Source organism: Cellulomonas cellasea, assembly GCF_030372105.1.
GTDB lineage: Bacteria > Actinomycetota > Actinomycetes > Actinomycetales > Cellulomonadaceae > Cellulomonas_A > Cellulomonas_A cellasea_A.
This window is the reverse complement of the sequence record NZ_JAUDBQ010000002.1, coordinates 217,297-241,786: the sequence shown is the minus strand read 5'-3', so window position 1 is coordinate 241,786 and position 24,490 is coordinate 217,297. Positions and strand designations below refer to the sequence as shown.

General features: G+C 72.3%; 23 protein-coding genes. 15 read left to right on the top strand and 8 right to left on the bottom strand.

Going from position 1 to position 24,490, the window contains the following annotated elements; translation table 11 throughout:
- Positions 1–88 precede the first annotated feature (88 nt).
- Complete coding sequence (locus QUV83_RS03010; RefSeq protein WP_289562511.1) at positions 89–2,911, top strand: cation-translocating P-type ATPase; 2,823 nt, start codon at positions 89–91, stop codon at positions 2,909–2,911.
- Here QUV83_RS03010 and QUV83_RS03005 read toward each other — a convergent pair.
- Both QUV83_RS03005 and QUV83_RS03000 read right to left on the bottom strand, forming a co-directional pair.
- Positions 2,892–4,559, bottom strand: coding sequence for a family 10 glycosylhydrolase (locus tag QUV83_RS03005; protein ID WP_289562509.1), 1,668 nt, complete (start codon positions 4,557–4,559; stop codon positions 2,892–2,894). The two genes, QUV83_RS03010 and QUV83_RS03005, sit on opposite strands and share 20 nt — an antisense overlap.
- A 165-nt stretch (positions 4,560–4,724) precedes the next feature.
- Positions 4,725–5,558: an alpha/beta fold hydrolase gene (locus QUV83_RS03000; RefSeq protein WP_066582541.1), complete on the bottom strand. Its 834-nt coding sequence runs from the start codon at positions 5,556–5,558 to the stop codon at positions 4,725–4,727.
- 94 nt (positions 5,559–5,652) lie between these two features.
- Here QUV83_RS03000 and QUV83_RS02995 point away from each other — a divergent pair, with 94 nt between their 5' ends.
- The 8 genes from QUV83_RS02995 to QUV83_RS02960 all read left to right on the top strand — a co-directional run bounded on the left by QUV83_RS02995 (position 5,653) and on the right by QUV83_RS02960 (position 14,268).
- A complete protein-coding gene (locus tag QUV83_RS02995) occupies positions 5,653–6,273 on the top strand; it encodes a TetR/AcrR family transcriptional regulator (RefSeq protein ID WP_289562506.1) in 621 nt (206 codons plus the stop codon).
- Complete coding sequence (locus QUV83_RS02990; RefSeq protein ID WP_354003918.1) at positions 6,266–7,165, top strand: LLM class flavin-dependent oxidoreductase; 900 nt, start codon at positions 6,266–6,268, stop codon at positions 7,163–7,165. The genes QUV83_RS02995 and QUV83_RS02990 overlap by 8 nt, the downstream gene beginning before the upstream one ends.
- Positions 7,166–7,220: 55 nt before the next feature.
- Positions 7,221–8,210, top strand: coding sequence for a GmrSD restriction endonuclease domain-containing protein (locus QUV83_RS02985; protein WP_289562504.1), 990 nt, complete (start codon positions 7,221–7,223; stop codon positions 8,208–8,210).
- Between the two features lie 91 nt (positions 8,211–8,301).
- Positions 8,302–8,679 carry a hypothetical protein gene (locus QUV83_RS02980; protein ID WP_289562502.1) on the top strand — a complete coding sequence of 126 codons (378 nt, stop codon included), beginning with the start codon at positions 8,302–8,304 and terminating at the stop codon, positions 8,677–8,679.
- A gap of 277 nt (positions 8,680–8,956) precedes the next feature.
- Positions 8,957–10,570: a peptide ABC transporter substrate-binding protein gene (locus QUV83_RS02975; RefSeq protein WP_289562500.1), complete on the top strand. Its 1,614-nt coding sequence runs from the start codon at positions 8,957–8,959 to the stop codon at positions 10,568–10,570.
- Between the two features lie 77 nt (positions 10,571–10,647).
- Positions 10,648–11,574 (top strand): ABC transporter permease, encoded by a 927-nt coding sequence (locus tag QUV83_RS02970; protein ID WP_289562499.1) that lies wholly within the window; start codon positions 10,648–10,650, stop codon positions 11,572–11,574.
- A complete protein-coding gene (locus QUV83_RS02965) occupies positions 11,567–12,511 on the top strand; it encodes an ABC transporter permease (protein ID WP_289562497.1) in 945 nt (314 codons plus the stop codon). The genes QUV83_RS02970 and QUV83_RS02965 overlap by 8 nt, the downstream gene beginning before the upstream one ends.
- Positions 12,508–14,268, top strand: coding sequence for a dipeptide ABC transporter ATP-binding protein (locus tag QUV83_RS02960; protein WP_289562495.1), 1,761 nt, complete (start codon positions 12,508–12,510; stop codon positions 14,266–14,268). Before QUV83_RS02965 ends, QUV83_RS02960 begins: the two co-directional genes overlap by 4 nt.
- A 12-nt stretch (positions 14,269–14,280) precedes the next feature.
- Here QUV83_RS02960 and QUV83_RS02955 read toward each other — a convergent pair whose 3' ends face one another.
- On the bottom strand, positions 14,281–15,042 hold the full coding sequence (locus QUV83_RS02955; protein ID WP_289562493.1) for a metal-dependent hydrolase: 762 nt from the start codon (positions 15,040–15,042) through the stop codon (positions 14,281–14,283).
- Between the two features lie 183 nt (positions 15,043–15,225).
- Between QUV83_RS02955 and QUV83_RS02950 the strand changes: the two genes are divergently transcribed.
- The 3 genes from QUV83_RS02950 (at position 15,226) to QUV83_RS02940 (ending at position 18,416) form a co-directional block, all read left to right on the top strand.
- Positions 15,226–16,785: a leucine-rich repeat domain-containing protein gene (locus QUV83_RS02950; RefSeq protein ID WP_289562490.1), complete on the top strand. Its 1,560-nt coding sequence runs from the start codon at positions 15,226–15,228 to the stop codon at positions 16,783–16,785.
- A gap of 96 nt (positions 16,786–16,881) precedes the next feature.
- The gene (locus tag QUV83_RS02945; RefSeq protein WP_289562488.1) at positions 16,882–17,526 is read left to right on the top strand and encodes a dihydrofolate reductase family protein; all 645 of its coding nucleotides are present in this window, start codon (positions 16,882–16,884) and stop codon (positions 17,524–17,526) included.
- A gap of 44 nt (positions 17,527–17,570) precedes the next feature.
- A complete protein-coding gene (locus QUV83_RS02940) occupies positions 17,571–18,416 on the top strand; it encodes a PhzF family phenazine biosynthesis protein (RefSeq protein ID WP_289562486.1) in 846 nt (281 codons plus the stop codon).
- A 13-nt stretch (positions 18,417–18,429) separates the two neighbouring features.
- Here QUV83_RS02940 and QUV83_RS02935 read toward each other — a convergent pair whose 3' ends face one another.
- The 3 genes from QUV83_RS02935 to QUV83_RS02925 form a co-directional block, all read right to left on the bottom strand.
- Positions 18,430–19,137, bottom strand: a complete 708-nt coding sequence (locus QUV83_RS02935) for a 5'-methylthioadenosine/adenosylhomocysteine nucleosidase (protein ID WP_289562484.1) — start codon at positions 19,135–19,137, stop codon at positions 18,430–18,432.
- Positions 19,134–19,586: an S-ribosylhomocysteine lyase gene (locus QUV83_RS02930; RefSeq protein WP_289562767.1), complete on the bottom strand. Its 453-nt coding sequence runs from the start codon at positions 19,584–19,586 to the stop codon at positions 19,134–19,136. Before QUV83_RS02930 ends, QUV83_RS02935 begins: the two co-directional genes overlap by 4 nt.
- A gap of 103 nt (positions 19,587–19,689) precedes the next feature.
- The gene (locus QUV83_RS02925; RefSeq protein WP_289562483.1) at positions 19,690–20,070 is read right to left on the bottom strand and encodes an RNA-binding S4 domain-containing protein; all 381 of its coding nucleotides are present in this window, start codon (positions 20,068–20,070) and stop codon (positions 19,690–19,692) included.
- A 136-nt stretch (positions 20,071–20,206) separates the two neighbouring features.
- On the opposite strand from QUV83_RS02925, the gene QUV83_RS02920 reads away from it, so the two are divergent.
- Complete coding sequence (locus QUV83_RS02920; protein ID WP_289562481.1) at positions 20,207–20,719, top strand: hypothetical protein; 513 nt, start codon at positions 20,207–20,209, stop codon at positions 20,717–20,719.
- A 71-nt stretch (positions 20,720–20,790) separates the two neighbouring features.
- Here QUV83_RS02920 and QUV83_RS02915 read toward each other — a convergent pair whose 3' ends face one another.
- Both QUV83_RS02915 and QUV83_RS02910 read right to left on the bottom strand, forming a co-directional pair.
- On the bottom strand, positions 20,791–20,994 hold the full coding sequence (locus QUV83_RS02915) for a cold-shock protein (protein ID WP_066582527.1): 204 nt from the start codon (positions 20,992–20,994) through the stop codon (positions 20,791–20,793).
- A gap of 184 nt (positions 20,995–21,178) precedes the next feature.
- On the bottom strand, positions 21,179–21,613 hold the full coding sequence (locus tag QUV83_RS02910) for a DUF5994 family protein (RefSeq protein ID WP_289562478.1): 435 nt from the start codon (positions 21,611–21,613) through the stop codon (positions 21,179–21,181).
- Between the two features lie 245 nt (positions 21,614–21,858).
- On the opposite strand from QUV83_RS02910, the gene QUV83_RS02905 reads away from it, so the two are divergent.
- Together QUV83_RS02905 and QUV83_RS02900 are read left to right on the top strand one after the other, a co-directional pair.
- Positions 21,859–23,100: an amidohydrolase gene (locus QUV83_RS02905; RefSeq protein WP_289562476.1), complete on the top strand. Its 1,242-nt coding sequence runs from the start codon at positions 21,859–21,861 to the stop codon at positions 23,098–23,100.
- A gap of 204 nt (positions 23,101–23,304) precedes the next feature.
- The gene (locus QUV83_RS02900; RefSeq protein WP_289562472.1) at positions 23,305–24,462 is read left to right on the top strand and encodes a S1C family serine protease; all 1,158 of its coding nucleotides are present in this window, start codon (positions 23,305–23,307) and stop codon (positions 24,460–24,462) included.
- Positions 24,463–24,490 lie beyond the last annotated feature (28 nt).

Genomic DNA, 24,490 nt, shown 5'->3' with positions numbered 1-24,490 from the left:
ACTGCGCGCGGCGACCGGTGGCCGGGCCGTCGTCCCGCGGCGCGGCGCCGGGTCCGCGTGCGACGAGGCGCGATGCGAGGATGGGCAGATGCCCGAGGCAGACCCCATCGCCACAGCCGACACGACGTCCGGGGACGCCCGTCCGTGGCACGTCCTGACGATCGACGAGGCCAAGACCGCGCTCGCCGTCGATCCCCGACGCGGCCTGGACGGCCCCGAGATCGCCCGACGGCTGGCGGACGTCGGCCCCAACCAGCTCGAGCAGGCGCCCCCGACGCCGGCGTGGCGCAAGGTCCTGGCCCTCCTGGTCGAGCCGATGACGCTCGTGCTGCTGGCCGCGGCGGTGGTCAGCGCGGTGGTGTCCCGTGAGCTCGAGACGCCCATCGTCATCCTCGTGGTGGTCGTCTTCAACGCGATCCTCAACCTGGTCCAGGAGCGCCGGGCCGAGAACAGCCTCCGCGCGCTGCAGGACATGACCGTCACGCGCGCGACAGTGCGCCGGGACGGGCGGGTCGAGCAGGTCGAGGCCGACGGGCTCGTGCCCGGGGACGTCGTGCTGCTGGAGCCGGGCGACGTCGTCCCGGCTGACGGGCGGCTGATCGAGGCGGCGGGCCTGGAGGTGCAGGAGTCGGCCCTCACCGGGGAGTCGGCGCCGGTCAGCAAGGACGTGTCCGCGCTGGGCGACCCTGCCGCGAGCCTCGGCGACCGCACTGACATGGCCTACATGAGCACCGCCGTCACGCGTGGGCGCGGCGCGCTGCTCGTCACGGCCACCGGCATGCGCACCGAGATCGGCCGCGTCGCGGGGCTGCTCAGCTCGGCCGGGCGCGAGACCACGCCGCTGCAACGGCAGATCGCGCAGCTCGCCAAGTTCCTCAGCATCATCGCCGGCGTCGTCATCGTCATCGTCTTCGCGCTCGGCCTGCTGCGGGGCGTGGCGCCCGCCGACCTGTTCCTGACGGCTGTGGCGCTGGCCGTCGCGACGATCCCCGAGGGGTTGACGGCCGTCGTCACCTTCACCCTCGCGATGGGCGCGGGGCGGCTCGCGCGGCAGGGCGCGATCCTCAAGCGGCTGTCCTCCGTGGAGACGCTCGGCTCGACCGCGCACATCGCAACCGACAAGACCGGCACGCTGACCCTCAACCAGATGACGGCGCGCGAGCTGTTCGCCGGGCAGCGGCTCTTCGAGGTGACGGGGGAGGGCTACTCCACCGACGGCACGCTCGAGGTGACGGGCGAGGGCCCCGCGCCGGACGTGCGCCGCGCGCTGCTGGGCATGGCCCTGGCGAGCGAGGCGGTGCTGCGCGACGGCGAGCTGGTGGGCGACCCCACCGAGGGCGCCCTCGTGGTGCTCGCCGCCAAGGGCGGGCTCGACGTGGACGCCGCACGCCGCGCCTGGCCCCGGGTCGCCGAGATCCCCTTCGACTCCGACCGCAAGTACATGGCGACGTTCCACCCGTGGGCTGCCGTGCGCGGCGAGGCTCCCGCGGACGCTGAGGCCCAGGCGACCCTGGCCGCCTGGGCAGAAGGGCTGGTCCCGGGCGAGAGCGGCGCGCGGCTGTTCGTCAAGGGAGGGCCGGACGTGGTGCTGGCCCGCTGCGCGTGGCTGGACACCCCGACGGGGAAGGTCCCGCTCGACGCGGCGCAGCGTGAGCGCCTCGCCGCGCTGACCGAGCAGATCGGCTCCCGCGGGCTGCGCGGCATGGCCGTCGCGGCAGGGGACGTGCCCGCCTCGGAGATCGACCCCGAGGCCATCGGCTCGCTCGACGTCGAGGACCTCGCCCGCCATGTCGACGGGCTGACGCTGCTGGCCCTCGTCGGGATCGTCGACCCGCCGCGCCCCGAGGCGCGCGCGGCGATCGCCGAGGCCCGCGAGGCCGGCATCAGCGTGCACATGATCACCGGCGACCACGTCGGCACCGCCTCGGCGATCGCCCGCGACCTGGGCATCGAGGGGGAGGCGGTCTCCGGGGCGGTGCTCGACGACCTCGACGACGCCCAGCTGGCCGAGCGCGCCCGCGGCTTCGGCGTCATCGCCCGGGTGAGCCCCGAGCACAAGATCCGCCTGGTCGACGGGCTGCGCGCCGACGGCTCGGTGGTGGCCATGACCGGGGACGGCGTGAACGACGCCCCCGCGCTCAAGCAGGCCGACATCGGCATCGCGATGGGGATCACCGGCACCGAGGTCTCCAAGGGCGCCGCGTCGATGATCCTCACCGACGACAACTTCGCGACGATCGTCGCCGCCGTGCGCGAGGGGCGCGGGATCTACGACAACGTCGTGAAGTTCGTGCGCTTCCAGATCGCCACGTCGTGGGGCTTCGTGCTGATCTTCCTCGTCGCGGGCGCCGTCGGGATCGCGGGCGGGGCGCCGTTCACCGCCCTGCAGGTGCTGTGGGTCAACATCATCATGGACGGCCCGCCCGCGATGGCGCTGGGCCTGGACCGGCCCGACCCCGGGGTGATGCGCCGCCCACCGCGGGCGGTGGGCGAGTGCATCCTCACCGGGCCGCGCATCCTGCGCATCACGCTGTCCGCGCTCGTGATGGCGATCGGCGCCCTGGCGGTGCTGGAGCTGGCGCCCGGCCCCGAGCCCCAGGCCGATGTCGCCACCACCGCGGGCACCCTCGCCTTCACCACATTCGTGTTCTCGCAGGTGTTCAACCTGCTGAACGTGCGCAGCCGCGAGGCCAGCGTCTTCACCCGCGCCACGTTCACCAACCGCGCGCTGTGGCTCGCGCTGGCCGCGATCGTGGTGCTGCAGGTGCTGGTCGTGCAGACGCCGGCGCTGCAGGGCTTCTTCACCACCACCGCGCTGACCGGGGGCCAGTGGCTCGTCGCGGTGGCGGTGGCGTCAGCCGTGCTGTGGGTGGAGGAGGCGCGGAAGGCCGTCAGTCGCCTGCGGCATTGAGCCCCACCTCGGCGACCTCGCCCTTCTGGACGTGGACCGTCGCGTCGGACTCGCCCGCCCGCACCGTGTACGTGCCGGGCTCGAGGCCGGTGGCGCCGAACCACCCGCTGGCGTCGGTGCGGGTGACGACCTGCTCGCCGCCGTCCGCCTGCAGCACGACGTCCACCGGCCCGCCGCCCTGCAGGTCGACGGTCCCGGACACCATGCCCGTGGACGGGCTGGTCTTCCAGGTCATCTCGGGCACTGCGACGTCGTCCGCGAACACCCCGGAGCGCAGCGCGCTGGTCAGCGCGGCGCGCTCGGCGCGGTCCACGGCCACGTCACTCGAGTCGGCTGCCGCCTCGGTGGTGTTGGCGTAGCTGTAGCCGTTCCAGCCCAGCCCCAGGTCGTCGACGCGCTGTGCCTGGGCGACGTTCTCGGCGACGTCGTTGAGGTACAGCCCCGGCCCGGCGACCCCGTGGCGGCCCGCCTGGTACTCCAGCAGCGCGGCGTTCCACTCGTCGAAGCGGCGCAGCGAGTTGGTGCTGGAGTGGCTCTTGTAGTTCATCGTCATGACGGTGTCGACGATGCCCTCGTCCAGCCAGCCCTTCCAGTCCTGCAGAACGCCCAGGTACGGCTGGGTGGACTCCCAGGCGCCGACGGTGATCGGCCCGTCGCCGTAGGTGACCGCGTTCACGCTGAGCCGGTCGCTCGGGTCGTTCTCGTACAGGCCGACGTAGACCTTGCGGACCATGTTGGTGACCTGCTCGCGCCGCCAGTCGCTGAACTGCTGGTCGTTGGGCGCCGGCACGTCGGTGCGGCCGGTCTCCGCGGCGAAGCGCGCCAGCGAGGTCTCCGAGTAGCCCCAGTCGTTCGCGTTGGTGTTCGCGGAGTCGTCCGGGTAGCGGATGTAGTCGAGGTTCACGCCGTCGATGTCGTAGTTCTCCGCGATGGAGACCACGCCGTCGACCAGGTAGTCCACGGCCGCCGGGTTGGCGGGGTCGATGTACGACATGGTGCCGATCTTCTCGACGCCGTCGTTGCGCTTGTTCAGCCACCGGTCGGAGCCCGAGGCCGAGAAGCCGTTCGTGTTGTACACGTGGTCAGGGGACTCCGGCGGGGTGCTGCGGCTCCACAGCGTGGTGGAGTTCACCCACGCGTGCACCTCGAGGCCTGCGGCGTGGGCCTGGTCCACGACCTCCTCGAGCGGGTCGTACCCCGGGTCGAGGTCGGCGTCGGTGCGGGGGAGCGTCGAGTCGTCGCAGAAGCAGTCGAACCAGCGGGCCACCTGCACGACGAGCGCGTTGGCGCCCACGGCCTGGGCGTCGGCGACCATCTGGCGCACCTCGTCAGGGGTGGAGATGCCCTCGTTGAAGCTGTCCACCCAGTAGCCGCGCCACTGCTCGTCCTTCGCCTGCGCGTCCGAGGAGGCGGCTGCTCCCCCTGACGCGGCGGCCTCGGGGGAGTCCTCGGCCTGCGCCGCCGCGTCGGGGGACGCGTCGTCGGAGGCGTCATCGGACCCGGAGTCGGTGGAGGACGCCGTGCGGGAGGCGTCCGGGGAGGCCTTGCGGAGGCGTTCGGCGGCGGCGCCGTCGAAGCCCATCGACCATCCGAATAGGAGGGCGAGACAGCCGAGGATGGCTGTCAGGAACGTCAGTCGTCGAGTCACGTGCTTCCCCCTTCTGGATCGGCGACCAGCGTGCGTCGGTTTCCTGAGAGGCGGGCTGTCGCGCGGGCGCGGGCCGACGCGCGACGGGGCACGCACGACGACCACCGGCCGCGGCTGCGGTGCGGTGGTCGCCGTGCGCTCGGCCGGGCAGTGCCCGGCCCACTGCTACTTGGCGAGGAAGGCGAGGAGCGCCTCGTTGACCTCGGCGCCGTGGGTCCACAGCAGGCCGTGCGGCGCGCCCTCGATCTCCACGTAGTCGGCGGCAGGGAGCGACTTGGCGAACAGCCGGCCGGTGGCGTCGATCGGCAGGATGCGGTCGGCGGTGCCGTGCACGATCAGCGCCGGGACGTCGATCTTGGCGACGTCGCCACGGAAGTCCGTGAGCCACGTCGGGTGCGCTGCCACGGAGGCGTGCGGGCTCGCGGTGGAGGCCACGTCCCAGCTCGCGCGCAGCGCCTCTTCGCTCAGGCGGTTGCCCAAGAACTCGTCAGTGTTGAAGAAGTTGGTGAAGAACTCGGTGAAGAACGCGTACCGGTCCGCCTTGACGGCGGCGAGGAGGCCGTCGAAGACCTCCTGCGGGACGCCGGTGGGGTTGTCAGGGGTCTGGAGCAGGAAGGGCTCGAGCGAGCCGAGGAACGCCGCCTTCGCGATCCGCTCCGAGCCGTAGGAGCCCAGGTAGCGGCCGACCTCGCCGGTGCCCATCGAGAAGCCGACGAGCACGGCGTCGCGGAGGTCCAGGGTCTCGAGCAGGGTGTTCAGGTCGGCGGCGAACGTGTCGTAGTCGTAGCCCTCGGTGGGGCGGCTCGAGCGGCCGAAGCCGCGGCGGTCGTAGGTGATGACGCGGTAACCGGCGTCGAGGAGGGCGGCGGTCTGCTTCTCCCAGGAGTCGCCGTTGAGCGGGTAGCCGTGGATCAGCACGACCGGCTGACCTGCGCCGTGGTCCTCGTAGTACAGGTCGATGCTCGTGCTGTTCTCGGTTCCGACAGTGATGTAGCCCATGGACCCCTGCTCTCTGGGACTGAGAGAACGATCGTTCTCTGCTGTGGTCACCACCGTAGAGAACGCACGTTCTCTTGGCAAGTACTATGGCGTGATGAACGAGCAAGAGACCCGTGCCCGAGTCGTGGAGGCCGCTGACCGCCTCTACTACGCGCGTGGCATCCAAGCTGTGGGCATGGACGAGCTGCGCACCGCCGCCGGCGTGTCCCTCAAGGCGCTGTACGCGCTGTTCCCCTCGAAGTCCGACATCGTCCTGGCCGTGCTCCAGCGCCGCCACCGGCTCTGGTCCGACGGCGTCGAGGGCAGGGTGGGCCAGGCGGGCAGCCCGCGCGCCAGGCTGCTGGCCGTCTTCGACTACCTCGCGGACTGGTTCGCCGACGACGGGTTCCGGGGCTGCGGCTTCATCAACACCTTCGCCGAGCTGGGCGGCACCTCCGTGGTCGTCGCCGCGGAGACCCGCGCCCACAAGCAGTCGTTCCAGGAGTACGTCGCCCGGCTGGTCGCCGACGCGGGCGGCACGCCGGAGCTCGCGGCACAGCTCGCGATCCTCGCCGAGGGGGCCCAGACCACCGCCGCGATCGCCGGCGCCCCCGACGCCGCCGCGCAGGCACGCCGAGCGGCAGAGGTGCTGATCGACGTCGCCGCAGCCACCGCGGCAGCGGCGACACCACCCGTGCGCCGCCCCGCGGGGACCCAGGAGCAGGCGCATGCCTGACTACGGGCACGACCTCCTCTTCGGCTCCTTCATCACGCCGGTCAATGCCGACCCGCAGCAGGCTGTGGTGCTCGCCCAGGAGTCGGAGCGGGCCGGCCTGGACCTCGCGACCTTCCAAGACCACCCGTACCAGCCGGCCTTCCTCGACACCTGGACGCTGATGTCCTACGTCGCGGCCCGCACCCGGCGCATCCACCTGGCCGGCAACGTGCTCAACCTCCCGCTGCGGCAGCCCGCCGTGCTGGCCCGGGCCGCCGCGAGCCTCGACCTGCTCAGCGGCGGGCGCGTCGAGCTGGGGCTGGGCGCCGGGGCGTTCTGGGACGCCATCGAGGCGATGGGCGGCCAGCGGCTCAGCCCCGGCCAGGCCGTCGACGCCTTGAGCGAGGCCCTCGACGTGATCCGCGGCATCTGGGACACGGGCGACCGCGCCCGGCTGCACGTCGCCGGGTCCCACCACCACGTCGACGGCGCGAAGCGCGGCCCCGCGCCCGCGCACCGCATCGACATCTGGCTCGGCGCCCTCAAGCCGCGCATGCTCCGCCTGACCGGGCGCAAGGCCGACGGGTGGCTGCCGTCGATGGGCCGGATCCCGCCCGCCGAGCTCGTCGCCGCGAACGCCACCATCGACGAGGCGGCGCTCGCCGCCGGACGCGAGCCCGCCGCCGTGCGGCGACTGGTGAACATCAGCGGCACGTTCGGGCCTGCGGGGGAGGGGCCGCTGTCCGGGCCGCCGCAGCAGTGGGTCGACCACCTGGCCGCGCTGTCCCTCGAGCACGGCTTCAGCGCGTACATCCTGCAGAGTGACGACCCGGCCGCCCTGGCGCGGTTCGGCCAGGAGGTCGCGCCAGCGCTGCGCGAGCTCGTCGCGGCCGAGCGGGGGGCCGGAGCCTGACGGCCCGGCGTCACCCGCGGCTCGCGTCGGGCGCCGCGCGTGCCGATGGCTGGGTATGAGCACTCACGTCGCCCGACGCTCCTGGTCCACGGTCGCGCCCGCGCTGGCCCTGGCGCTGCTCGCCGGGCCACTGCTCGCGGGTTGCGAGCAGGTGGAGGCCGCGCCGGGCGCTGCCTCGGCGCCCGCCGCCGCGGTCGAGGTCGAGACCGGCGTCGACGCCGAGCCCGTCCCCGAGGCCGACCTCGCCCCGGCGGGCGAGGTCGCGGCGGCGCAGTCCGCCCTCGCCGCTGCGCTGCTGCTCGAGGTCAAGGGGCGCGCCCCGAAGACGGGGTACTCGCGCGACCAATTCGGCGCCGCCTGGAAGGACACCGACCGCAATGGGTGCGACCAGCGCAACGACGTGCTCGGCCGTGACCTCACCGACCTCACGCACAAGCCGGGGACCCGATCCTGCGTCGTGCTGTCGGGAACCCTCGCCGACCCCTACAGCGGGACGGTCATCGCGTTCCAGCGCGGCCAGGACACGTCTTCCGCGGTGCAGATCGACCACGTCGTGGCCCTGGCCGACGCCTGGCAGAAGGGCGCCCAGCAGTGGGACGCCCCCACCCGCGAGCAGTTCGCCAACGACCCGCTCAACCTGCTGGCCGTCGACGGCCCGCTCAACGCCCAGAAGGGCGCGGGTGACACCGCGACGTGGCTGCCGCCGAACAAGGCCTACCGCTGCGCGTACGTGGCACGGCAGGTCGGCGTGAAACTCGCCTACGGGCTGTGGGTGACGGCCGCGGAGCAGGACGCGATGGCCAGCGTCCTGTCGGCGTGCCCGGACGAGCCGCTTCCCACCGGGTCCGCGATCCCGCCGGCGGCTGCGCCCGCACCCGCCACTGAGCCCGCCCCTGAGCCGGAGTCCGCGCCGGAGTCCGCGCCCTACAAGAACTGCGCCGAGGCTTGGAGTGCTGGCGCCGCGCCGGTGCGGCTCGGCGATCCGGGCTACGCCCCGCACCTCGACGGCGACGGCGACGGCGTCGGCTGCGAGCGGCGTCCCTGACCTCGCCGGCCTCGCCCGTGCCCGTTGGCGCCTCGTGCCTGGATCGTCGCGTTCGCGCGTGTTCGGGGTGGCTCGCGCCTATCCTCGCCGCATGAGTGGAATCGGGAGGCCCCGACGCGTCCGCGGCGAGCGGCGGGACCTGCTCGGCCGGGTGCTGTTCCCCTGGCGGCTGCTCCTCGCGATCCGGAGTGACATCCCGGTGCGCTGGTCATCGGGCGACGGGGGCGGCGATGAGGGCGATGGCCTGCCGCCGCTGGAGGAGGGCAGCGTCGTCAAGCTCGCCTTCGAGCGGGTGTGGCCCAGTGCCGTGGAGCGGCTGTGGGTGCGCGTCGAGGTCGGCGATGAGGGCGACGGCTGGCACATGGGCCGGGTGGACTGCGAGCCCTACCGCCTGCGACGGCCACGGTTCGGCGACCGGGTCCGCTTCACCCGCGCTCATGTGATCGAGGAGCCGGCCCCCGGCGCGTAGCGGCGCGCGGGCGCCCGGATCAGCGGGGGCCTGGTCACCAGCGCCGCGCACTGATAGGACATAGGGGTCATTGAGGTCGCCGACGGTGTCGACCGTGCGAAAGCGGGCGGCGTGGTCGGTCGCGCTACCGGGGTGTTACCGGGTGGTATCACTCCAATAACGATTGCGACGAAGCGTCATCAACGTGACATCCGGACCGTAGTGTCCTCGCGTTGAACGAGAGCGGCCACCCCGACTCCCGTCGTCACCCCTCGCACGTGACCCTCCAGGAGGAACAGTGAAGATCAAGCGCATCGTCGGCCTCGCGGCAGTGGCGGCCCTCGCCCTCGCCGCGTGCAGCGACACAGGCGGCAGCGGGGACGCGGAGACCACTGAGGGTGGAACGTCGCAGGGCATCGTCACCGCGTGGGGCAGCGAGCCGCAGAACCCGCTCATCCCCACCAACACCAACGAGGTGGGCGGCGGGAAGATCCTCGACCTGATCTTCTCCGGCCTCGTGCACTACGAGGCCGACGGCAAGGCCGTCAACGAGGTCGCCGAGTCCATCGAGACTGAGGACGCGCAGACCTTCACGATCACCCTCAAGGAGGGCTGGACGTTCTCCAACGGCGAGCCCGTCACCTCGAGCAGCTTCGTGGACGCCTGGAATTACGGCGCCAAGCTCAGCAACGAGCAGCTCTCCAGCTACTTCTTCGAGCCCATCGAGGGCTTCTCCTACGACGTGGACTCCGACCTCACGGGCCTCAAGGTCGTCGACGACACCACGTTCACCGTGACGCTGACGCAGCCGGAGTCCGACTTCCCGCTGCGGCTCGGCTACTCGGCGTTCTACCCGCTGCCCGAGTCAGCGTTCGCGGACATGGACGCCTTCGGTGAGAGCCCTGTCGGCAACGGCCTCTACAAGCTCGACGGCGAAGGGGCCTGGGAGCACAACGTCCAGGCGTCGCTGGTCCCCAACCCGGACTACGCGGGCGACCGCACCGTCGCGAACGGCGGCGTCGTCGTCAAGTTCTACGAGACGCTCGACGGCGCCTACAACGACCTGCTCGCGGGCCAGCTCGACGTGCTCGACCAGATCCCGGACAGCGCGTTCGGCACCTACGAGTCCGAGCTGGGCGACCGCGCGGTGAACCAGCCCGCCGCCGTGTTCCAGTCGTTCACGATCCCGCAGAGCCTCGCCCACTTCTCCGGCGAGGAGGGCAAGCTCCGCCGCCAGGCCATCTCGCTCGCGATCAACCGCGCCGAGGTCACCGAGGCGATCTTCCAGGGCACCCGCACCCCCGCGTCCGACTTCACGTCACCCGTCATCGACGGCTGGTCGGACTCCGTCACCGGCTCCGAGGTGCTCGAGTACGACCCGGAGAAGGCCAAGAAGCTGTGGGCCGAGGCCGACGCCATCGCGCCGTTCAGCGGCACGTTCACCATCGGCTACAACACCGACGGCGGCCACCAGGCATGGGTCGACGCCGTGACCAACGGGCTGCGCAACACCCTGGGCATCTCCGCCGAGGGCAACCCGTTCCCCTCGTTCAAGGACCTGCGCACTGAGGTCACCGCCCGCACCATCACGGGCGCCTTCCGGTCGGGATGGCAGGCCGACTACCCGGGCCTCTACAACTTCCTCGGCCCGCTCTACGGCACCGGCGCGGGGTCCAACGACGGTGACTACTCCTCCGCCGAGGTCGACACGCTGCTCGCCGAGGGCGCGGCCGCCGGCTCGATCGAGGAGGCCAACGCGAAGTTCGTCAAGGTCCAGGAGGTGCTCTTCACCGACCTCCCGGCGATCCCGCTGTGGTACGCCAACGCCACCGGCGGCTCGGCGGACACCGTCAGCAACGTCACGTTCGGGTGGAACAGCGTCCCCTTGCTCAACGAGGTGACCAAGAACTGATCGCAGGAGCCGGCGGGGACGGGACAGCTCCCGTCCCCGCCGACGACTGCCCAGGACCCACCTGAGGAGGTCCCGCTGTGGCCTGGTACATCGGCCGACGGCTTGTGCAGACGATCCCCGTGTTCCTGGGGGCGACGCTGCTGATCTACGCGATGGTCTTCGCCCTCCCGGGCGATCCGGTCGCGGCGCTGGGCGGCGACCGCGGGCTCAGCCCTGCGCTCGTCGAGCGCATCCGGGAGAGCTTCAACCTCGACAAGCCCTTCCTGGTGCAGTACCTGCTGTACCTCAAGGGCGTTGTGACGTTCGACTTCGGCACGACGTTCTCCGGCCGCTCAGTCCGCGACGTCATCGGCGAGGCGCTGCCCACCACGTTCAAGCTCGCGTTCATGGCGCTCGTGTTCGAGGCGGTGCTCGGCGTCGCGGCGGGGCTCGTGGCCGGGCTGCGCAAGGGCAAGGCATTCGACGCGACGGTGCTGATCGTGAGCCTGTTCGTCATCGCCGTGCCGACCTTCGTCATCGGCTTCGTGCTCCAGTTCACCGTGGGGGTGAAGTGGGGCGTGCTGCCGCCGACGGTCGGCTCGGATGTGAGCTTCCGGACGCTGCTGCTGCCCGCGATGGTGCTGGGCGCCGTGTCGCTGGCGTATGTGTTGCGCCTGACGCGCACCTCCGTCGCGGAGAACCTCACCGCCGACTACGTGCGCACGGCCACAGCCAAGGGCCTGTCCCGGCCGCGGGTCGTCACGGTGCATGTGCTGCGCAACTCGCTGATCCCGGTGGTGACGTTCCTCGGGGCCGACTTGGGCGCCCTGATGGGCGGGGCGATCATCACCGAGGGCATCTTCAACATCAACGGCGTCGGCGGGACGCTCTACCGGGCGATCCTGCAGGGGCAGTCGTCCACTGTCGTGTCCCTGACCACCGTGCTGGTCGTCATCTACATCGCCGCGAACCTCGTCGTCGACGTGCTCTACGCGGCCCTGGACCCGAGGATCCGTTATGCCTGACGCCCCCGTGCGGCCGGATCAGGCCCACTTCTTCGCGGCCGACACCGAACTGGGCCTCGTCGACCAGATCGACGAGACGTCGGCGCCCACGAGCCTGTGGGCCGACGCCTGGCAGAACCTGCGCCGCCGCCCGCTGTTCTGGGTCTCGGCCGCGCTGATCGCCCTGGTGCTGCTGGTGGCCGCGTTCCCGACGATGTTCACGTCGCTCGACCCGCGGTTCTGCGAGTTGCGGAACTCGTTGGGCGAGCCAACCGCCGGGCACCCGTTCGGCTTCGACCGGCAGGGCTGCGACATCTACGCCCGCACCATCTACGGCGCCCGGGCGTCGGTGGCCACCGGCGTGCTGACCACGCTGCTGGTGCTCATCGTCGGGGGGATCGTGGGCGGTGTGGCCGGGTTCTACGGCGGGTGGTTCGACTCGCTGCTATCCCGCGTGACGGACATCTTCTTCGCGATCCCGCTGGTGCTCGCCGCGATCGTCGTCATGCAGATGTTCAAGGAGAGCCGCAACATCCTCACGGTGGTGCTGGTGCTGGGCATCTTCGGCTGGCCGCAGCTCGCCCGCGTGACCCGCGGCGCCGTCGTGGCGGTGCGGCACTCGGAGTTCGTCACCGCCGCGCGGGCGCTCGGCGCCTCCCGGCTCGCGACGCTCATCCGGCATGTGGCGCCCAACGCCTCCGGCCCGGTCATCGTGACCTCGACGGTGGCGCTCGGCACCTACATCGTGGCCGAGGCGACGCTGTCCTTCCTGGGGATCGGGCTGCCGCCCCAGATCACCTCGTGGGGCGCCGACATCGCGAAGGCGCAGACGTCGCTGCGCAGCGAGCCGATGGTGCTGTTCTACCCGTCGGCGGCGCTCGCGTTGACCGTGCTCAGCTTCATCATGATGGGCGACGCCGTGCGCGACGCCCTGGACCCGAAGGCGCGCACCCGATGATCCCCGTCGAGATCGACACCCAGGCCCCCACGCTCGCCACGACCGTCGAGCCGCTGCTGCGCATCAGCGACCTGGAGGTGTCGTTCGCCACGGCGAACGGCCTGGTGCAGGCGGTGCGCGGCGTCAGCCTGACCGTGTACCCGGGGCAGACGGTCGCGATCGTCGGCGAGTCCGGGTCGGGCAAGTCCACGACCGCGCATGCCGTGATCGGGCTGCTGCCCGGCACCGGGAAGGTCACCGGGGGGACGATCGAGTTCGGCGGCGTCGACATCACGCATGCGGGCGCCAAGGACATGGTGGCGCTGCGCGGCAAGGAGATCGGCCTGGTCCCGCAGGATCCGATGTCCAACCTCAACCCGGTGTGGAAGGTCGGGTTCCAGGTCAAGGAGGCGCTGCGCGCGAACGGCGTCGCCACCGGGGCCGCCGCCACGGCGCGCGCGAACGAGCTGCTGGCCGAGGCGGGGCTGCGCGACGCCGCCCGGCGGGCCAAGCAGTACCCGCACCAGTTCTCCGGCGGGATGCTGCAGCGCGCGCTCATCGCCATCGGGCTGGCCGCGCGCCCCCAGCTGCTCATCGCCGACGAGCCCACCTCGGCGCTCGACGTCACAGTGCAGCGGACCGTCCTGGACCACCTGCAGGGCCTCACCCAGGAGCTCGGCACCGCGGTGCTGTTCATCACCCACGACCTGGGGCTCGCCGCTGAGCGCGCCGACCACCTGGTGGTGATGTACCGGGGGAAGGTCGTCGAGTCCGGGCCCGCCCGCGAGATCCTCGCGGACCCCAGCCACCCGTACACCCGACGGCTCGTCGCCTCGGCGCCGTCGCTCGCCTCGCGCCGCATCCAGAGCGCGAAGGAGCGGGGCGTCCGCTCGTCCGAGCTGCTCGCGCAGGCCGGCGCCGCCGACGGCCCGAGCCGCCGCGACGACATCGTCAGCGTGGAGAACCTCACCCGGGTGTTCCGGCTGCCCGGCGGCCGTCCCGGGGCCACCCGCGAGCTCACCGCCGTCGACGACGTCACCTTCGCCATTCCGCGGGGCACCACCACCGCGCTGGTGGGGGAGTCGGGCTCGGGGAAGTCCACGGTGGCGAAGATCGTGCTCAACCTGCTTGAGCCCACCAGCGGCCGGGTGCTCGTCGACGGCACGGACGTGAGCACCCTCGACCGCCGGCAGCTGTTCGACTTCCGGCGGCGCGTGCAGCCGATCTTCCAGAACCCGTACGGCTCGCTGGACCCCATGTACTCCATCTACCGCACCATCGAGGAGCCGCTGCGCATCCACGGCGTGGGCGACAAGCGCACGCGTGAGGCGCGGGTGCGCGAGCTGCTGGACCTGGTGGCGCTGCCGGCCTCGACGATGCGCCGGTTCCCCAACGAGCTGTCCGGCGGGCAGCGGCAGCGCATCGCCATCGCGCGAGCCCTGGCCCTGGAGCCCGAGATGATCGTGTGCGACGAGGCCGTCTCCGCCCTCGACGTGCTGGTGCAGGCCCAGGTGCTGACGCTGCTCAACGACCTGCAGACCGAGCTGGGGCTGACCTACCTGTTCATCACCCACGACCTGGCAGTGGTGCGGCAGATCGCCGACGAGGTGTGCGTCATGCAGGACGGCCGGATCGTCGAGTCGGCCACCACCGACGAGGTGTTCGACCACCCGCGCGAGGAGTACACCCGCGAGCTGCTGGACGCGATCCCCGGCGCGCGGCTGGCCGTGACACCCGACCGGGGGGACCCGGAGCCGACAGACGCGGCGGTGCTCTGAGGGAGGCTCCGGCTACTCCAGCATGCCCATCACCGCGGCCACGGCGCCGTAGCTGGCGTACAGCGACACCGGGATGGCGAACGTCCACTCGCGGGCCGAGCCCGTGCGCCCGAGGATCGGCAGGCCGAGGTTCCCGCCGCGCTGCCAGACCCGGTTGAGCCCCGGAGTCCGCGTCCACCAACGGGGTGGGCGCGGCTCCCACGGCCACAGCAGCGCGACGCCGCCCTTGGTGAGCATGTCGCCGACGATGTGCACGCTCACGCCCAGCCCCACGCACACCGGCAGCCACTCCCAGCGGCTCGACGAGAACAGCGTGACGGCCACGGAGATCGACACGGCGAGCACCCAGGACCGCAGCCAGGAGCCCTCCTTGGTCAGCCGGAACGCCTTGAGGGCATAGGCGACCAGCAGCACCGACAGCAGGCCCGCGCCGATCGCGATCCGGCCGAACGTCTCGCTGTGCACGCCGATCAGCCCCAGCAGCATCGCGCCCCCGGTGGCGACTGGCACCGCCAGCAGCGAGTGGGTGCCGTTGCGGTGGCCCCCCGAGACCGCCGAGACGCCGCGCGTCACCCACCGGGACAACGGCGGCAGGGACTGGCTGATCGTCCCGGAGTGGTGGTCGGCGTCGGGCAGCAACGCGGCCCCCGCGCACACCACCGAGCCGACGAGGAGCCCGGAGTCGGACACCGGGTACCAGCCCAGCGTGTACGGGATAGTGCCGGCGACGGCCACCCAGGCCGCCGCGCCGGTGGCGGCATGGTGTGCGCCCATCATGGAGCTGTCAGCCTCGCTCGTCACAGAAGCCGTGCGAACGCGCAGGGCTGAACCGGAAAATGCCTCGAACGGGGATCGATCGCCCGATCACCCGGAGGAAGGGTAGCCCGATCGGCGGAATGTGCGGCCCACTCGTTCGAGTGGGCGCCGATCGCCCGCCGGCGCCCCGATACTCGACGGATGCGTCGACGGCAGTGGGTCTGGTTCGCGATCGCGGCGATCGTGGGGGCGGCGGCCCTGCCGGTCTCGGCCCCCCTGCTGGGCTCCAGCGCGAGCCGCCCACTGGGGGTGCTCGTCCTGGTGCTCGGCCTGGCGCCCGTGCTGCTGCTCACAGCCTCCGAGGCCGACCGCCGTCGCCGTGGCGTCGCACTGGCCCTGGCGGGCTCCGCGCTCGCCGTCGCGGGCTTGGTGCTCGCGGCCGAGCTGCGGTTCCTCTCGCTGCGCCTGGCGACCATCCACTGGCGGATCTTCGTGGTGTCCGGCTACGGGCTGGCGCCGTGGGGCTGGGTGCTGGCCGGTGCGGGACTGGCACTGGCGGGGGTGGCGATGGCCCGCGCCCGCAGTGGGCGCCGCCGGGGCCTCGTCGTGGCCTCGGTGGTGCTGCTGGTCGTCACCTGCGCCTTCTTCGCGATGTCGTCGCTGCTCAACGCATGGCGCACCCTGCGGCTCGTGCCGTCGATGTCGCCGCTCGCCAGCACTGACCTGCTGCGCGGGATCGCCCTGCTCGCGGCTGGAGCCCTGCTTGCCGCCGTGGCGTTCCACCGCACGTGGCTGCAGTGGCCCACCGTGTCCGAGCCGGGCGCCGCGCCGGTCCGCCCCCGCCCGCGGTGGGTGGCGCGCACGGCGGCGGCCCTCCTCGGTGTGGCGCTGGCCGCGGGCGGCGCCGGCGGCTGGTACCAGTGGGGCCCGCGGATCGTCCTGGCCGAGGTCTTCCCGGACCCCCGGCTCGCCGCATGCGTGGCGCAGTCCACCGGCGCCGCTGGCGTGACGGCCAAGGTCTCGCGGGCCGCGCTGTCACAGGTGCGCAGCCTCGCCTGCGACGTGGACACGGCTGATTCACAGGAGCCCGGTGCGACGAGCCCCCGCGTGACAAGCCTCATAGGGATCGAGTCGCTGCGGAACCTCGCGACGCTGGACCTGTCCGAGCACGACGTGTCAGACCTCACGCCACTCAGCGACCTGAACTCGCTGAGCGTGCTCAAGCTCACCCACAACCAGGTGACCGACCTCGAGCCGTTGCGCGGGCTTCCCCTGCAAGACGTGGGCCTGTCCGACAACCAGATCCGGGACCTGGGGCCGCTCGCCTCCGCGCCGGGCATCCGGCACCTCGGGCTCGCCCGCAACGAGGTGGTCGACCTCGCGCCTCTGGCGGCGCTGACCAGGCTCGTCACGCTCGACGTGAGCGGGAACGCCATCGTGGACGTGTCGCCGCTCGCGGGGTTGAGCGAGCTCAACCGCCTGACCGTGTCGGCGAACCGCGTGGCCGACCCGGCGCCGCTGGGCGGGCTGCCCGCCCTGGTCATGCTCGACATCGCCGACAACCGCATCGACGACGCGGCGCGCTTCACCGGCTTCAGCGCCCTCGACGAGTTGTGGCTCGGCGGGAACCCGGTGCCCGACCTCACCCCACTCACCGAGCTGCCAGCCCTGTTGGGCGTGGACCTGGAGGGCGCCCACCCCTCGCCGGCTGGCGTCGAGCTGCTGCGGGCGCAGGGCGTCCACGTCGGAGGACTGGCCTGAGGGTTGTGGGCCGTGGGCTCGGCCCGCACGCTGGCCACGCGCCGTGTGAGGGCGCAAGATCAGTGCAGGGACGGGAACCCGACGGTGGGAGCGACGATGCCGAGACTGCGCGTGCACAACTTCTCGATGTCGCTCGACGGCTACGGCGCGGGACCTGGCCAGGACGAGTTGCATCCGCTGGGCGTGGGCGGCGAGCTGCTGCACGAGTGGGTGTTCGCCACCCGCCCTGGCCGCGCGATGCTCGACCGGGAGGGCGGCAGCGTCGGCGTCGACGCCGACTTCATCGTCCAGGGAGTCGAGGGGATCGGCGCGACGATCATCGGGCGCAACATGTTCGGCCCGGTGCGCGGCCCGTGGCCCGACGACAAGTGGACCGGCTGGTGGGGTGAGGACCCGCCGTACCACCACCCCGTCTTCGTGCTCACCCACTATCCGCGCGAGCCAGTCGTCATGGAGGGCGGCACGACCTTCTACTTCGTCGTGGACGGGATCGAGTCCGCGCTCGCGCAGGCGTTCGAGGCTGCTGACGGGCTGGACGTGCGGCTCGGCGGGGGAGCGAACACCATCCAGCAGTACCTGCGGGCCGGGCTCCTGGACGAGATCCACGTCGCGGTGGTGCCGTTGCTGCTGGGCTCCGGCGAGCGGCTGTTCGACGGGATCGACCCGGTGGCCCGTGACTACACCTGCACCGAGCTCGTCGCGTCCTCGGTCGCCCATATGCGGCTGACCCGTGCCGTCTAGGCGCGACTCACGCTGCCGCGCGAGCCTGTGGCACGGTACGTCCCATGGCCCTCGCCGCTGACCGCCCCTTCGCCCAAGTCGACGTCTTCACCGACGTCCCGTTCCACGGCAACCCGGTGGCCGTCGTCCTCGACGCCCGGGGAATCTCCGAGGACGACATGGCGGCCTTCGCCCGCTGGACCAACCTCTCGGAGACGACGTTCGTGCTGCCGCCGACGGATCCCGGCGCCGACTACCGGCTGCGGATCTTCACCCCGGGCGGAGAGCTGCCGTTCGCGGGGCACCCGACCCTCGGCTCCTGCCACGCGTGGCTCGCGGCGGGCGGCTGCTCGCAGCAGGACGGCGTCGTGGTGCAGGAGTGCGGGGCCGGCCTGGTGCGCATCCGCCGGACGGGCGCGCGCCTGGCCTTCGCCGCCCCGCCGCTGCTGCGCACCGGACCGCTCGACGAGGAGACGCTGCGGCGCGCCGTCACGGCCCTCGGTTTGGACGCCGGGCAGGTGCGCGGCCACCAGTGGGTGGACAACGGCCCCGGCTGGGCCGGCCTGCTGCTCGACTCCGCGGAGACGGTGCTCGCACTGGCCCCCGACCTGGCCGCGATGGGGGACACCCCGCTCGGGGTGATCGGGCCCCATCGCGGCGGGGCCGCTGCCGACTTCGAGGTGCGGGCGTTCATCCCCGACATGGGCGTCGTCGAGGACCCGGTCACGGGCAGCCTCAACGCCGCGTTCGGCCAGTGGCTGATCGGCGCGGGCCTCGCCCCGTCGTCCTATGTGGTGCGGCAGGGCACGGCGCTGCAGCGCGACGGACGCGTGCACGTGAGCAGTGACGGGCACGACGTGTGGGTCGGCGGCGAGTGCGTCGGCTGTGTCGAGGGTGTCGTCCGGATCTGACCGGCGCGTCGAGTCAGTACCGCGAGGTGATCTCCGACAACGAGCTGATGACCACGCGCGCCGAGCGCTCGGCGGCGTCGTCGACATGCTGCAGGAAGTCGGAGTCCGCAGCAGGCCCGCACAGGTCGGAGATGCCGCGCACGGACAGGAACGGCACCCCGTACAGGTGGGCGGTCTGCGCGAGGGCGGCCGACTCCATGTCGGTGGAAAGCGCGTCGGGGAAGGACGCCCGGATCGCGTCGACCATCGTCGCGTCGATGAACGTGTCGCCGGAGAGCATCGCCCCGGTCAGCACCCGTAGGTCGGGGACGTCGGCGTTGGCCGCGGTCTTGAGCAGCGCGTCGTCACCCTCGTACACGGCGGGCATGCCGGGCACCTGGCCCAGCGAGTAGCCGAAGGCCCGCGCGTCGGCGCCGGAGTACACGTACTCGGACCCGACCACCACGTCGCCCACCCGCACGGACGCCCCAATGCCGCCGGCGCTGCCCGCGCTGATCAGCACGTGCGCCTTCGTCCCGTTGAGCGCGACGGCGGCAGCGGTCGCGGCGTTCACCAGGCCGATGCCGCACTGCACGAGCAGCACGCCGCGACCGTCGAAAGACAGCGCGCGGTGCACGGCGTGCCCCACCTGCGTCGGCTGCCCCACGAAGTCGGCGCGCTCGACGAACGGCGCCGACTCGTCCGGCATCGCTGTGACGATGAGGGCGTCGATCGCGATCATGCGCTCACCTGCGCCCACTCGTCCCGCTTGGCCAGGAAGCCGCGAGCGACCTCCTGCGCGCCCGTGAGCGTGTGGCTCGCGGCCCAGCCGCACTGCACCTCGTTGGCAGCCGGCACCTCGGTGGCCGCGAGGACGTCCTCGAGCGTGGCCTGCAGCAGGTCCAGCACCGCGTCGTACTCCCACTCGCCCTGCAGGATCACGTAGAAGCCCGTCTGGCAGCCCATCGGGGAGATGTCGATGACCCGGTCGCTGTGGTTGCGCGAGTGCTCCGCCATGAGGTGCTCGAGCGAGTGCAGCGACGGCATCTCCAGGTGGTCGACGTTCGGCTGGCAGAACCGCACGTCGTACTTGGTGATGACGTCCCCGCCGGGGAGGACCTTCGTGTCGGCGAGCCGCACGTAGGGGGCGGCGACGGTGCGGTGGTCGAGGTTGAAGGACTCGACGTTCATGCGGGGCTGGTTCACAGTGGGCCTTCTGCTCGTCGGGCAAGGGACGGTGCTCGTGTCGTGATTCTCCGTCACGCCAATGATCTCGTGCCGGGCTGTCCGCGGGTCAACGCCCCCGGAGCTGCTCCAGCAGGCGGCGCTCGCGCTTGGTCGGGCGCCCGGCGCCGCGATCGCGCACCGGGACCCCCGGGGTCTCCTCAGGGGTCGGCGGCGGCGGGGTGTGGCCCACGTAGCATTCGGCGGCCACCCCGGCCCCGACCCGCTTGACCACGATCTGCGTGACGACGACGATCCGCTCCCGGCCCTCGCCTCGCACACGGATCTCATCGGAGACGCGCACTGTCGACGCGGCCTTGGCATGCGCGCCGTTGATGCGCACATGGCCTGACCGGCAGGCGGCCGCCGCGAGCGCGCGTGTGCGGAACAGGCGCGCGCACCACAGCCAGCGGTCGAGGCGGGTCGACTCCGCGCTCGGGGCGTTGCTCATGCCCCGACTGTAGGCGGCGTGGCCGGGGGTCGCGCCCACGGTGTCCAGCGGGTGTCGACCGGTTGCCGGTCGTCGCGCGGCGGTGTTCGGTGGAGCAGGGGCGGCTGTCCGCCGACGGGCGAGGGACGGGGGCGCGGTGGACCACGATGAGTCGGAGCCGGCGGAGACGATGGTGCCGGGGTGTGTCGCGCGCGTGCAGCTCGCGGGGCAGATCGAGGGGATGTCCTACGTGGTGGGCCCCGTCTGGGTGTGGAACGCCCAGGTGGAGTACCTGGTGATCGTGCTGGAGCCGCCAGGGTCGCTGATCCGCGCGGCGGACGTCCAGATGCTCACGGGGGAGCCCGGGGAGGTCGCGTCGGAGCACAGCGTGATTGTGCTGGCCCGGCAGCCGGGGCTGGCGCTGGCGACTCCGGTGCATGAGCCGCGCTCGGTGCGCGGGGTGTCGAGGACGTCGGCGCGCTCGTCGTGGTTGATGCGGCTCGCGCCGGCCTCGCCGGACCACGACCTGGTGGTCAGCATCCGTGGCGCCGGCGAGATCATCGAGGTGACGATCGACTCCGCGGACCTGCTGGAGGGGCAGCGTCGTCAGATCAAGCTGTGGGAGCAGCCCTCGCAGATGGCGTCGTCGCCCACCGGCTTGACCGGCTGAGGCCGTCAGCAGACGCAAGAACGCCCCGGCCGTTCCCGGCCGGGGCGTTCTTGTGAGTCAGGCGCGCTCGATCAGAGCGGCGTGATGTTCTCGGCCTGCGGGCCCTTGGGGCCCTGCGTGACGTCGAACTGCACCTTCTGGTTCTCGTCGAGCGAGCGGTAGCCGCTGCTCGCGATGGCCGAGTAGTGCGCGAAGACGTCGGCGCCGCCGTCGTCGGGGGCAATGAAGCCGAAGCCCTTTTCGGCGTTGAACCACTTCACGGTGCCAGTAGCCATGTTGTTCTCCTCAGGAGGTAAGACGGGACGACCCCGCAGAATTAACGGGACCAGGTGATTACGGTGTTCGTCGTCCGCCCCTTGTGGGAACGCGTGCCGTGTGACCGGCACGAATAATGACATCCAAGCACTGCAAATCCTTTGTCACAGTACACGACTCCAGCCGGAGGCGCCAGAGCCCTGGTCAGCGGGGCAGGATCTGCCCCGGCGTCAGCTGGTTGTGGGGGTCCGCGGCCTGGTGCATGGCCCGCAGCGCCGTGCGCCTGCCGGTGTCCGGCGGGACGACCAAGAGCACCAGCCTGCGGCCGTCGTACAGGCGCAGCGACACCTGATGCGGGTCCGTCAGGTCGAACCAACCGCACTTGACGTACCTGTCGCCCAGGGGCAGGCGGTGGGGGACCGACCCCCACGTCCGCCGGTCGTAGACCACATGCACCACGCTCGACCCGCAGGCGGCGCCCACAGCCGCCAGCAGCTCCGGCGCCTGGGCGGCGAGGTCGCGGCTCCACGGCCACCACGCTCCGCCCACAGGGCTCTCGGAGGGGCCGGTGGCCAGCTCCAGCCGCACGGAGGCCTCCGGCGCGAGGGGCGCCGAGCCGAACCACGAATCGGGATGCACACGCAGGGGCGACGCAGGAGCTCGGTGGGGCTGACGGACGCGGGCAGGCGAGCTGATGCTCATGAGTCACCAGACTCCGGGCGAACCCGGCTGTCGTTGGAGAGCGGAGCCTCGCGGCGACTGACCGCCGCGTTCCGAAGGGATCCGTGCCTGAAGAGTACGCCCGCGGCAGGCCATGCCCGCGCCCGCCGACGGTGTGACGTAGGCCTCGACGGCGGGCCTGGGGCGCGTCGTACGGTGGGCGGATGACGTCTGCACCGAACCCCTCGCACCCCGTCGTCGCCGTGACCGGCGGATACGTCGTCCCCGTCACCGCCCCGCCCATCGAGGGCGGCGTGGTGCTGATCGAGGGTGGGCGGATCACCGCCGTCGGCAAGGACGTGCCCATCCCGCCCGGCGCCGAGATCGTGGACGCGCGCGGCCGCTGGGTGCTCCCCGGCTTCGTCGAGGGGCACGGCCACGTGGGCATCTCCGAGGAGGGGGTCGGGGTCGAGGGCAACGACATCAACGAGCTCACCGGGCCCAACCAGGCGGCGGTGCGGGCCATCGACGCGATCGACATCGACGACGAGGGGTTCCGCGACGCGCTGACCGGCGGCGTGACGTCCATCGTCGTCAAGCCGGGATCGGGCAACCCCATCGGCGGGCAGAGCGTGGCGATCAAGTCATGGGGCGGGCGCACCATCGACGAGCAGGTGATCAGCGACGCGGTCAGCGTGAAGTCGGCGCTGGGCGAGAACCCCAAGCGGGTCTACGGGGACAAGAAGCAGCTCCCCTCGACGCGGCTCGGCGTCGCCCTGGTCATCCGGGAGGCGTTCACCCGGGCGCAGGACTATCGGGCCGCCCGGGCGGCCGCCGCCGTCAAGGACGAGCCGTTCTCCGTCGACCTCGGTCTCGAGGTGCTCACCCGGGTGCTCGACGGCGAGCTCGTCTGGGACCAGCACACCCACCGCCACGACGACATCGCCACCGCGCTGCGCCTCGCCGACGAGTTCGGCTACCGGCTCGTGGTCAACCACGGCACCGAGGCCCACAAGATCGCCGACGTGCTCGCCGAGCGGGACGTGCCGGTCATCTTCGGGCCGATGCTCACCAGCCGGTCCAAGGTCGAGCTGCGCGACCGCGCCATCTCGAACCTCGCCGCCATCGCCGCCGCGGGCGTGCGGGTGGCGATCACCACGGACCACCCCGTGGTGCCGATCAACTTCCTGGTCCACCAAGCCGCGTTGGCCGTCAGGGACGGGCTGCCCCGCCAGACGGCCCTCGAGGCGCTGACGGTGAACCCCGCGTCGTTCTTCGGCCTCGACGGCCGGATCGGGTCGCTGGCCCCCGGGCTGGACGGCGACGTGGTGGTCTGGTCCGGCGACCCGCTCGACCTGGCCTCCCGCGCCGAGCACGTGCTCATCTCCGGCGCCACCGTCTACCGCTGGGACGAGGCCTCCCGCACCGGTCACGTCGTGGAGCGCGCCGAGCGGTTCCGCGCCTGACACCGGCCCGCGCCGCCCAACCGCGTCACCCGCCCGCGTCACCCGCCCGCGTCACCCCGCCCGCGTCACGCAGCCGTCACACCGGCGCCGCCCCGACCTGCGCCAGCGTGATCCGGCGCCCGCAGCGCAGGCCGCATCCGCCCGCGTGAGTTCTCCTGGAGACAGGGGGAACCGCGTCCGGGGCGCGGGCGCGGGGGGTGTGCGATGGATGACGAGGTTGAGGCAGCCCGCATGCCGCGCGGGCGTCGGCCCGGACGCCGTCTGGCAGCGGGAGGCGTCGGCGCGGCACTGGCGGTCGCGGTCCTCGCCGGCGGCTCGGCGCTCGCGTCAGGGCCCGAGCCGTCCGGCGCCATGGCGCCCGCTCCCGCGCAGACGATCACCGTCGACCCGCGCGCCGCGACCCTCGACGAGCGGGCAGGGCTGGCGATCCTCGACACCGAGCTCGGCTACCAGCGGGCCGAGGCGGCCGGCACCGGCATCGTGCTCACCTCCGACGGCGTGGTGCTCACCAACACCCACGTGATCGCAGGCTCCACCGAGGTGACCGTCACCGTGGGCGTGCCGCCGGTCGCCTACTCCGCGACCGTCGTCGGCTCCGACGCCGAGAACGACGTGGCGGTGCTGCAACTCGACGACGCCGCCAACCTGGCCGTCGCCGCCATCGACCACGACGAGGACCTCGCGATCGGCGACGCCGTCACCGTGGTGGGCAACGCGCAAGGCGCCAGCGAGCTCATCGCGACCCCCGGCCTGGTCACGTCGATGGACCGGACCATCACCACGCGCACCGAGGGGAGCACCACCGGACGCGAGCTCGGCGGGCTCATCGAGGTCGACGCCGACGTCGTCTCCGGAGACTCCGGCGGCGCCGTGCTCGACGAGGACGGGGAAGTCGTCGCCATGACCACCGCCGCGTCCACCGGCAGGGAGGACATCCGCGGCTACGCCATCCCGGTGGGGGCCGTGCTCGACATCGCCGCGCAGATCCTCAGCGGCGAGGAGACCGAGACCGTCTCCATCGGCTACCCGGCGTTCCTCGGGGTGCAGCTCGTCATGTCCGACCAGCCCACCCGGCCCGGCGGCCTAGGAGTCGACGAGCCCACCGACCACCTGCTGCGGCGCCAGCGGGACGACACGGGCGCGCCCGTCGCTGGAGTCCTCTCCGGGACGCCCGCCGACGCAGCGGGGATCATCGCCGGCGACATCGTCACCATGCTCGACGGCGCGCCTGTCACCTCGGCGGCCGACCTGTCGGAGCGGCTCGCGGAGCATGAGCCCGGGGACACCGTGACGCTCGAGTGGACCCGCGGCGGGGCGTCGCACAGCGCAGACGTGACGCTCGTCGAGGGCCCGGCCGGCTGATCCGGCGGGCCCTCGACGAGCGCTCAGG

Excerpts from the sequence above, each read along its gene's own strand:
- QUV83_RS02940 (WP_289562486.1), top strand. The coding sequence starts at position 17,571 with ATGGCCCTCGCCGCTGACCGCCCCTTCGCCCAAGTCGACGTCTTCACC.
- QUV83_RS02905 (WP_289562476.1), top strand. The coding sequence starts at position 21,859 with ATGACGTCTGCACCGAACCCCTCGCACCCCGTCGTCGCCGTGACCGGC.
- QUV83_RS03000 (WP_066582541.1), bottom strand. The coding sequence starts at position 5,558 with ATGGGCTACATCACTGTCGGAACCGAGAACAGCACGAGCATCGACCTG.
- QUV83_RS02915 (WP_066582527.1), bottom strand. The coding sequence starts at position 20,994 with ATGGCTACTGGCACCGTGAAGTGGTTCAACGCCGAAAAGGGCTTCGGC.
- QUV83_RS02960 (WP_289562495.1), top strand. The coding sequence starts at position 12,508 with ATGATCCCCGTCGAGATCGACACCCAGGCCCCCACGCTCGCCACGACC.
- QUV83_RS02935 (WP_289562484.1), bottom strand. The coding sequence starts at position 19,137 with ATGATCGCGATCGACGCCCTCATCGTCACAGCGATGCCGGACGAGTCG.
- QUV83_RS02965 (WP_289562497.1), top strand. The coding sequence starts at position 11,567 with ATGCCTGACGCCCCCGTGCGGCCGGATCAGGCCCACTTCTTCGCGGCC.
- QUV83_RS02925 (WP_289562483.1), bottom strand. The coding sequence starts at position 20,070 with ATGAGCAACGCCCCGAGCGCGGAGTCGACCCGCCTCGACCGCTGGCTG.
- QUV83_RS02980 (WP_289562502.1), top strand. The coding sequence starts at position 8,302 with ATGAGTGGAATCGGGAGGCCCCGACGCGTCCGCGGCGAGCGGCGGGAC.
- QUV83_RS02995 (WP_289562506.1), top strand. The coding sequence starts at position 5,653 with ATGAACGAGCAAGAGACCCGTGCCCGAGTCGTGGAGGCCGCTGACCGC.
- QUV83_RS02990 (WP_354003918.1), top strand. The coding sequence starts at position 6,266 with ATGCCTGACTACGGGCACGACCTCCTCTTCGGCTCCTTCATCACGCCG.
- QUV83_RS02985 (WP_289562504.1), top strand. The coding sequence starts at position 7,221 with ATGAGCACTCACGTCGCCCGACGCTCCTGGTCCACGGTCGCGCCCGCG.
- QUV83_RS03010 (WP_289562511.1), top strand. The coding sequence starts at position 89 with ATGCCCGAGGCAGACCCCATCGCCACAGCCGACACGACGTCCGGGGAC.
- QUV83_RS02900 (WP_289562472.1), top strand. The coding sequence starts at position 23,305 with ATGGATGACGAGGTTGAGGCAGCCCGCATGCCGCGCGGGCGTCGGCCC.
- QUV83_RS02955 (WP_289562493.1), bottom strand. The coding sequence starts at position 15,042 with ATGGGCGCACACCATGCCGCCACCGGCGCGGCGGCCTGGGTGGCCGTC.
- QUV83_RS02930 (WP_289562767.1), bottom strand. The coding sequence starts at position 19,586 with ATGAACGTCGAGTCCTTCAACCTCGACCACCGCACCGTCGCCGCCCCC.
- QUV83_RS02945 (WP_289562488.1), top strand. The coding sequence starts at position 16,882 with ATGCCGAGACTGCGCGTGCACAACTTCTCGATGTCGCTCGACGGCTAC.
- QUV83_RS02950 (WP_289562490.1), top strand. The coding sequence starts at position 15,226 with ATGCGTCGACGGCAGTGGGTCTGGTTCGCGATCGCGGCGATCGTGGGG.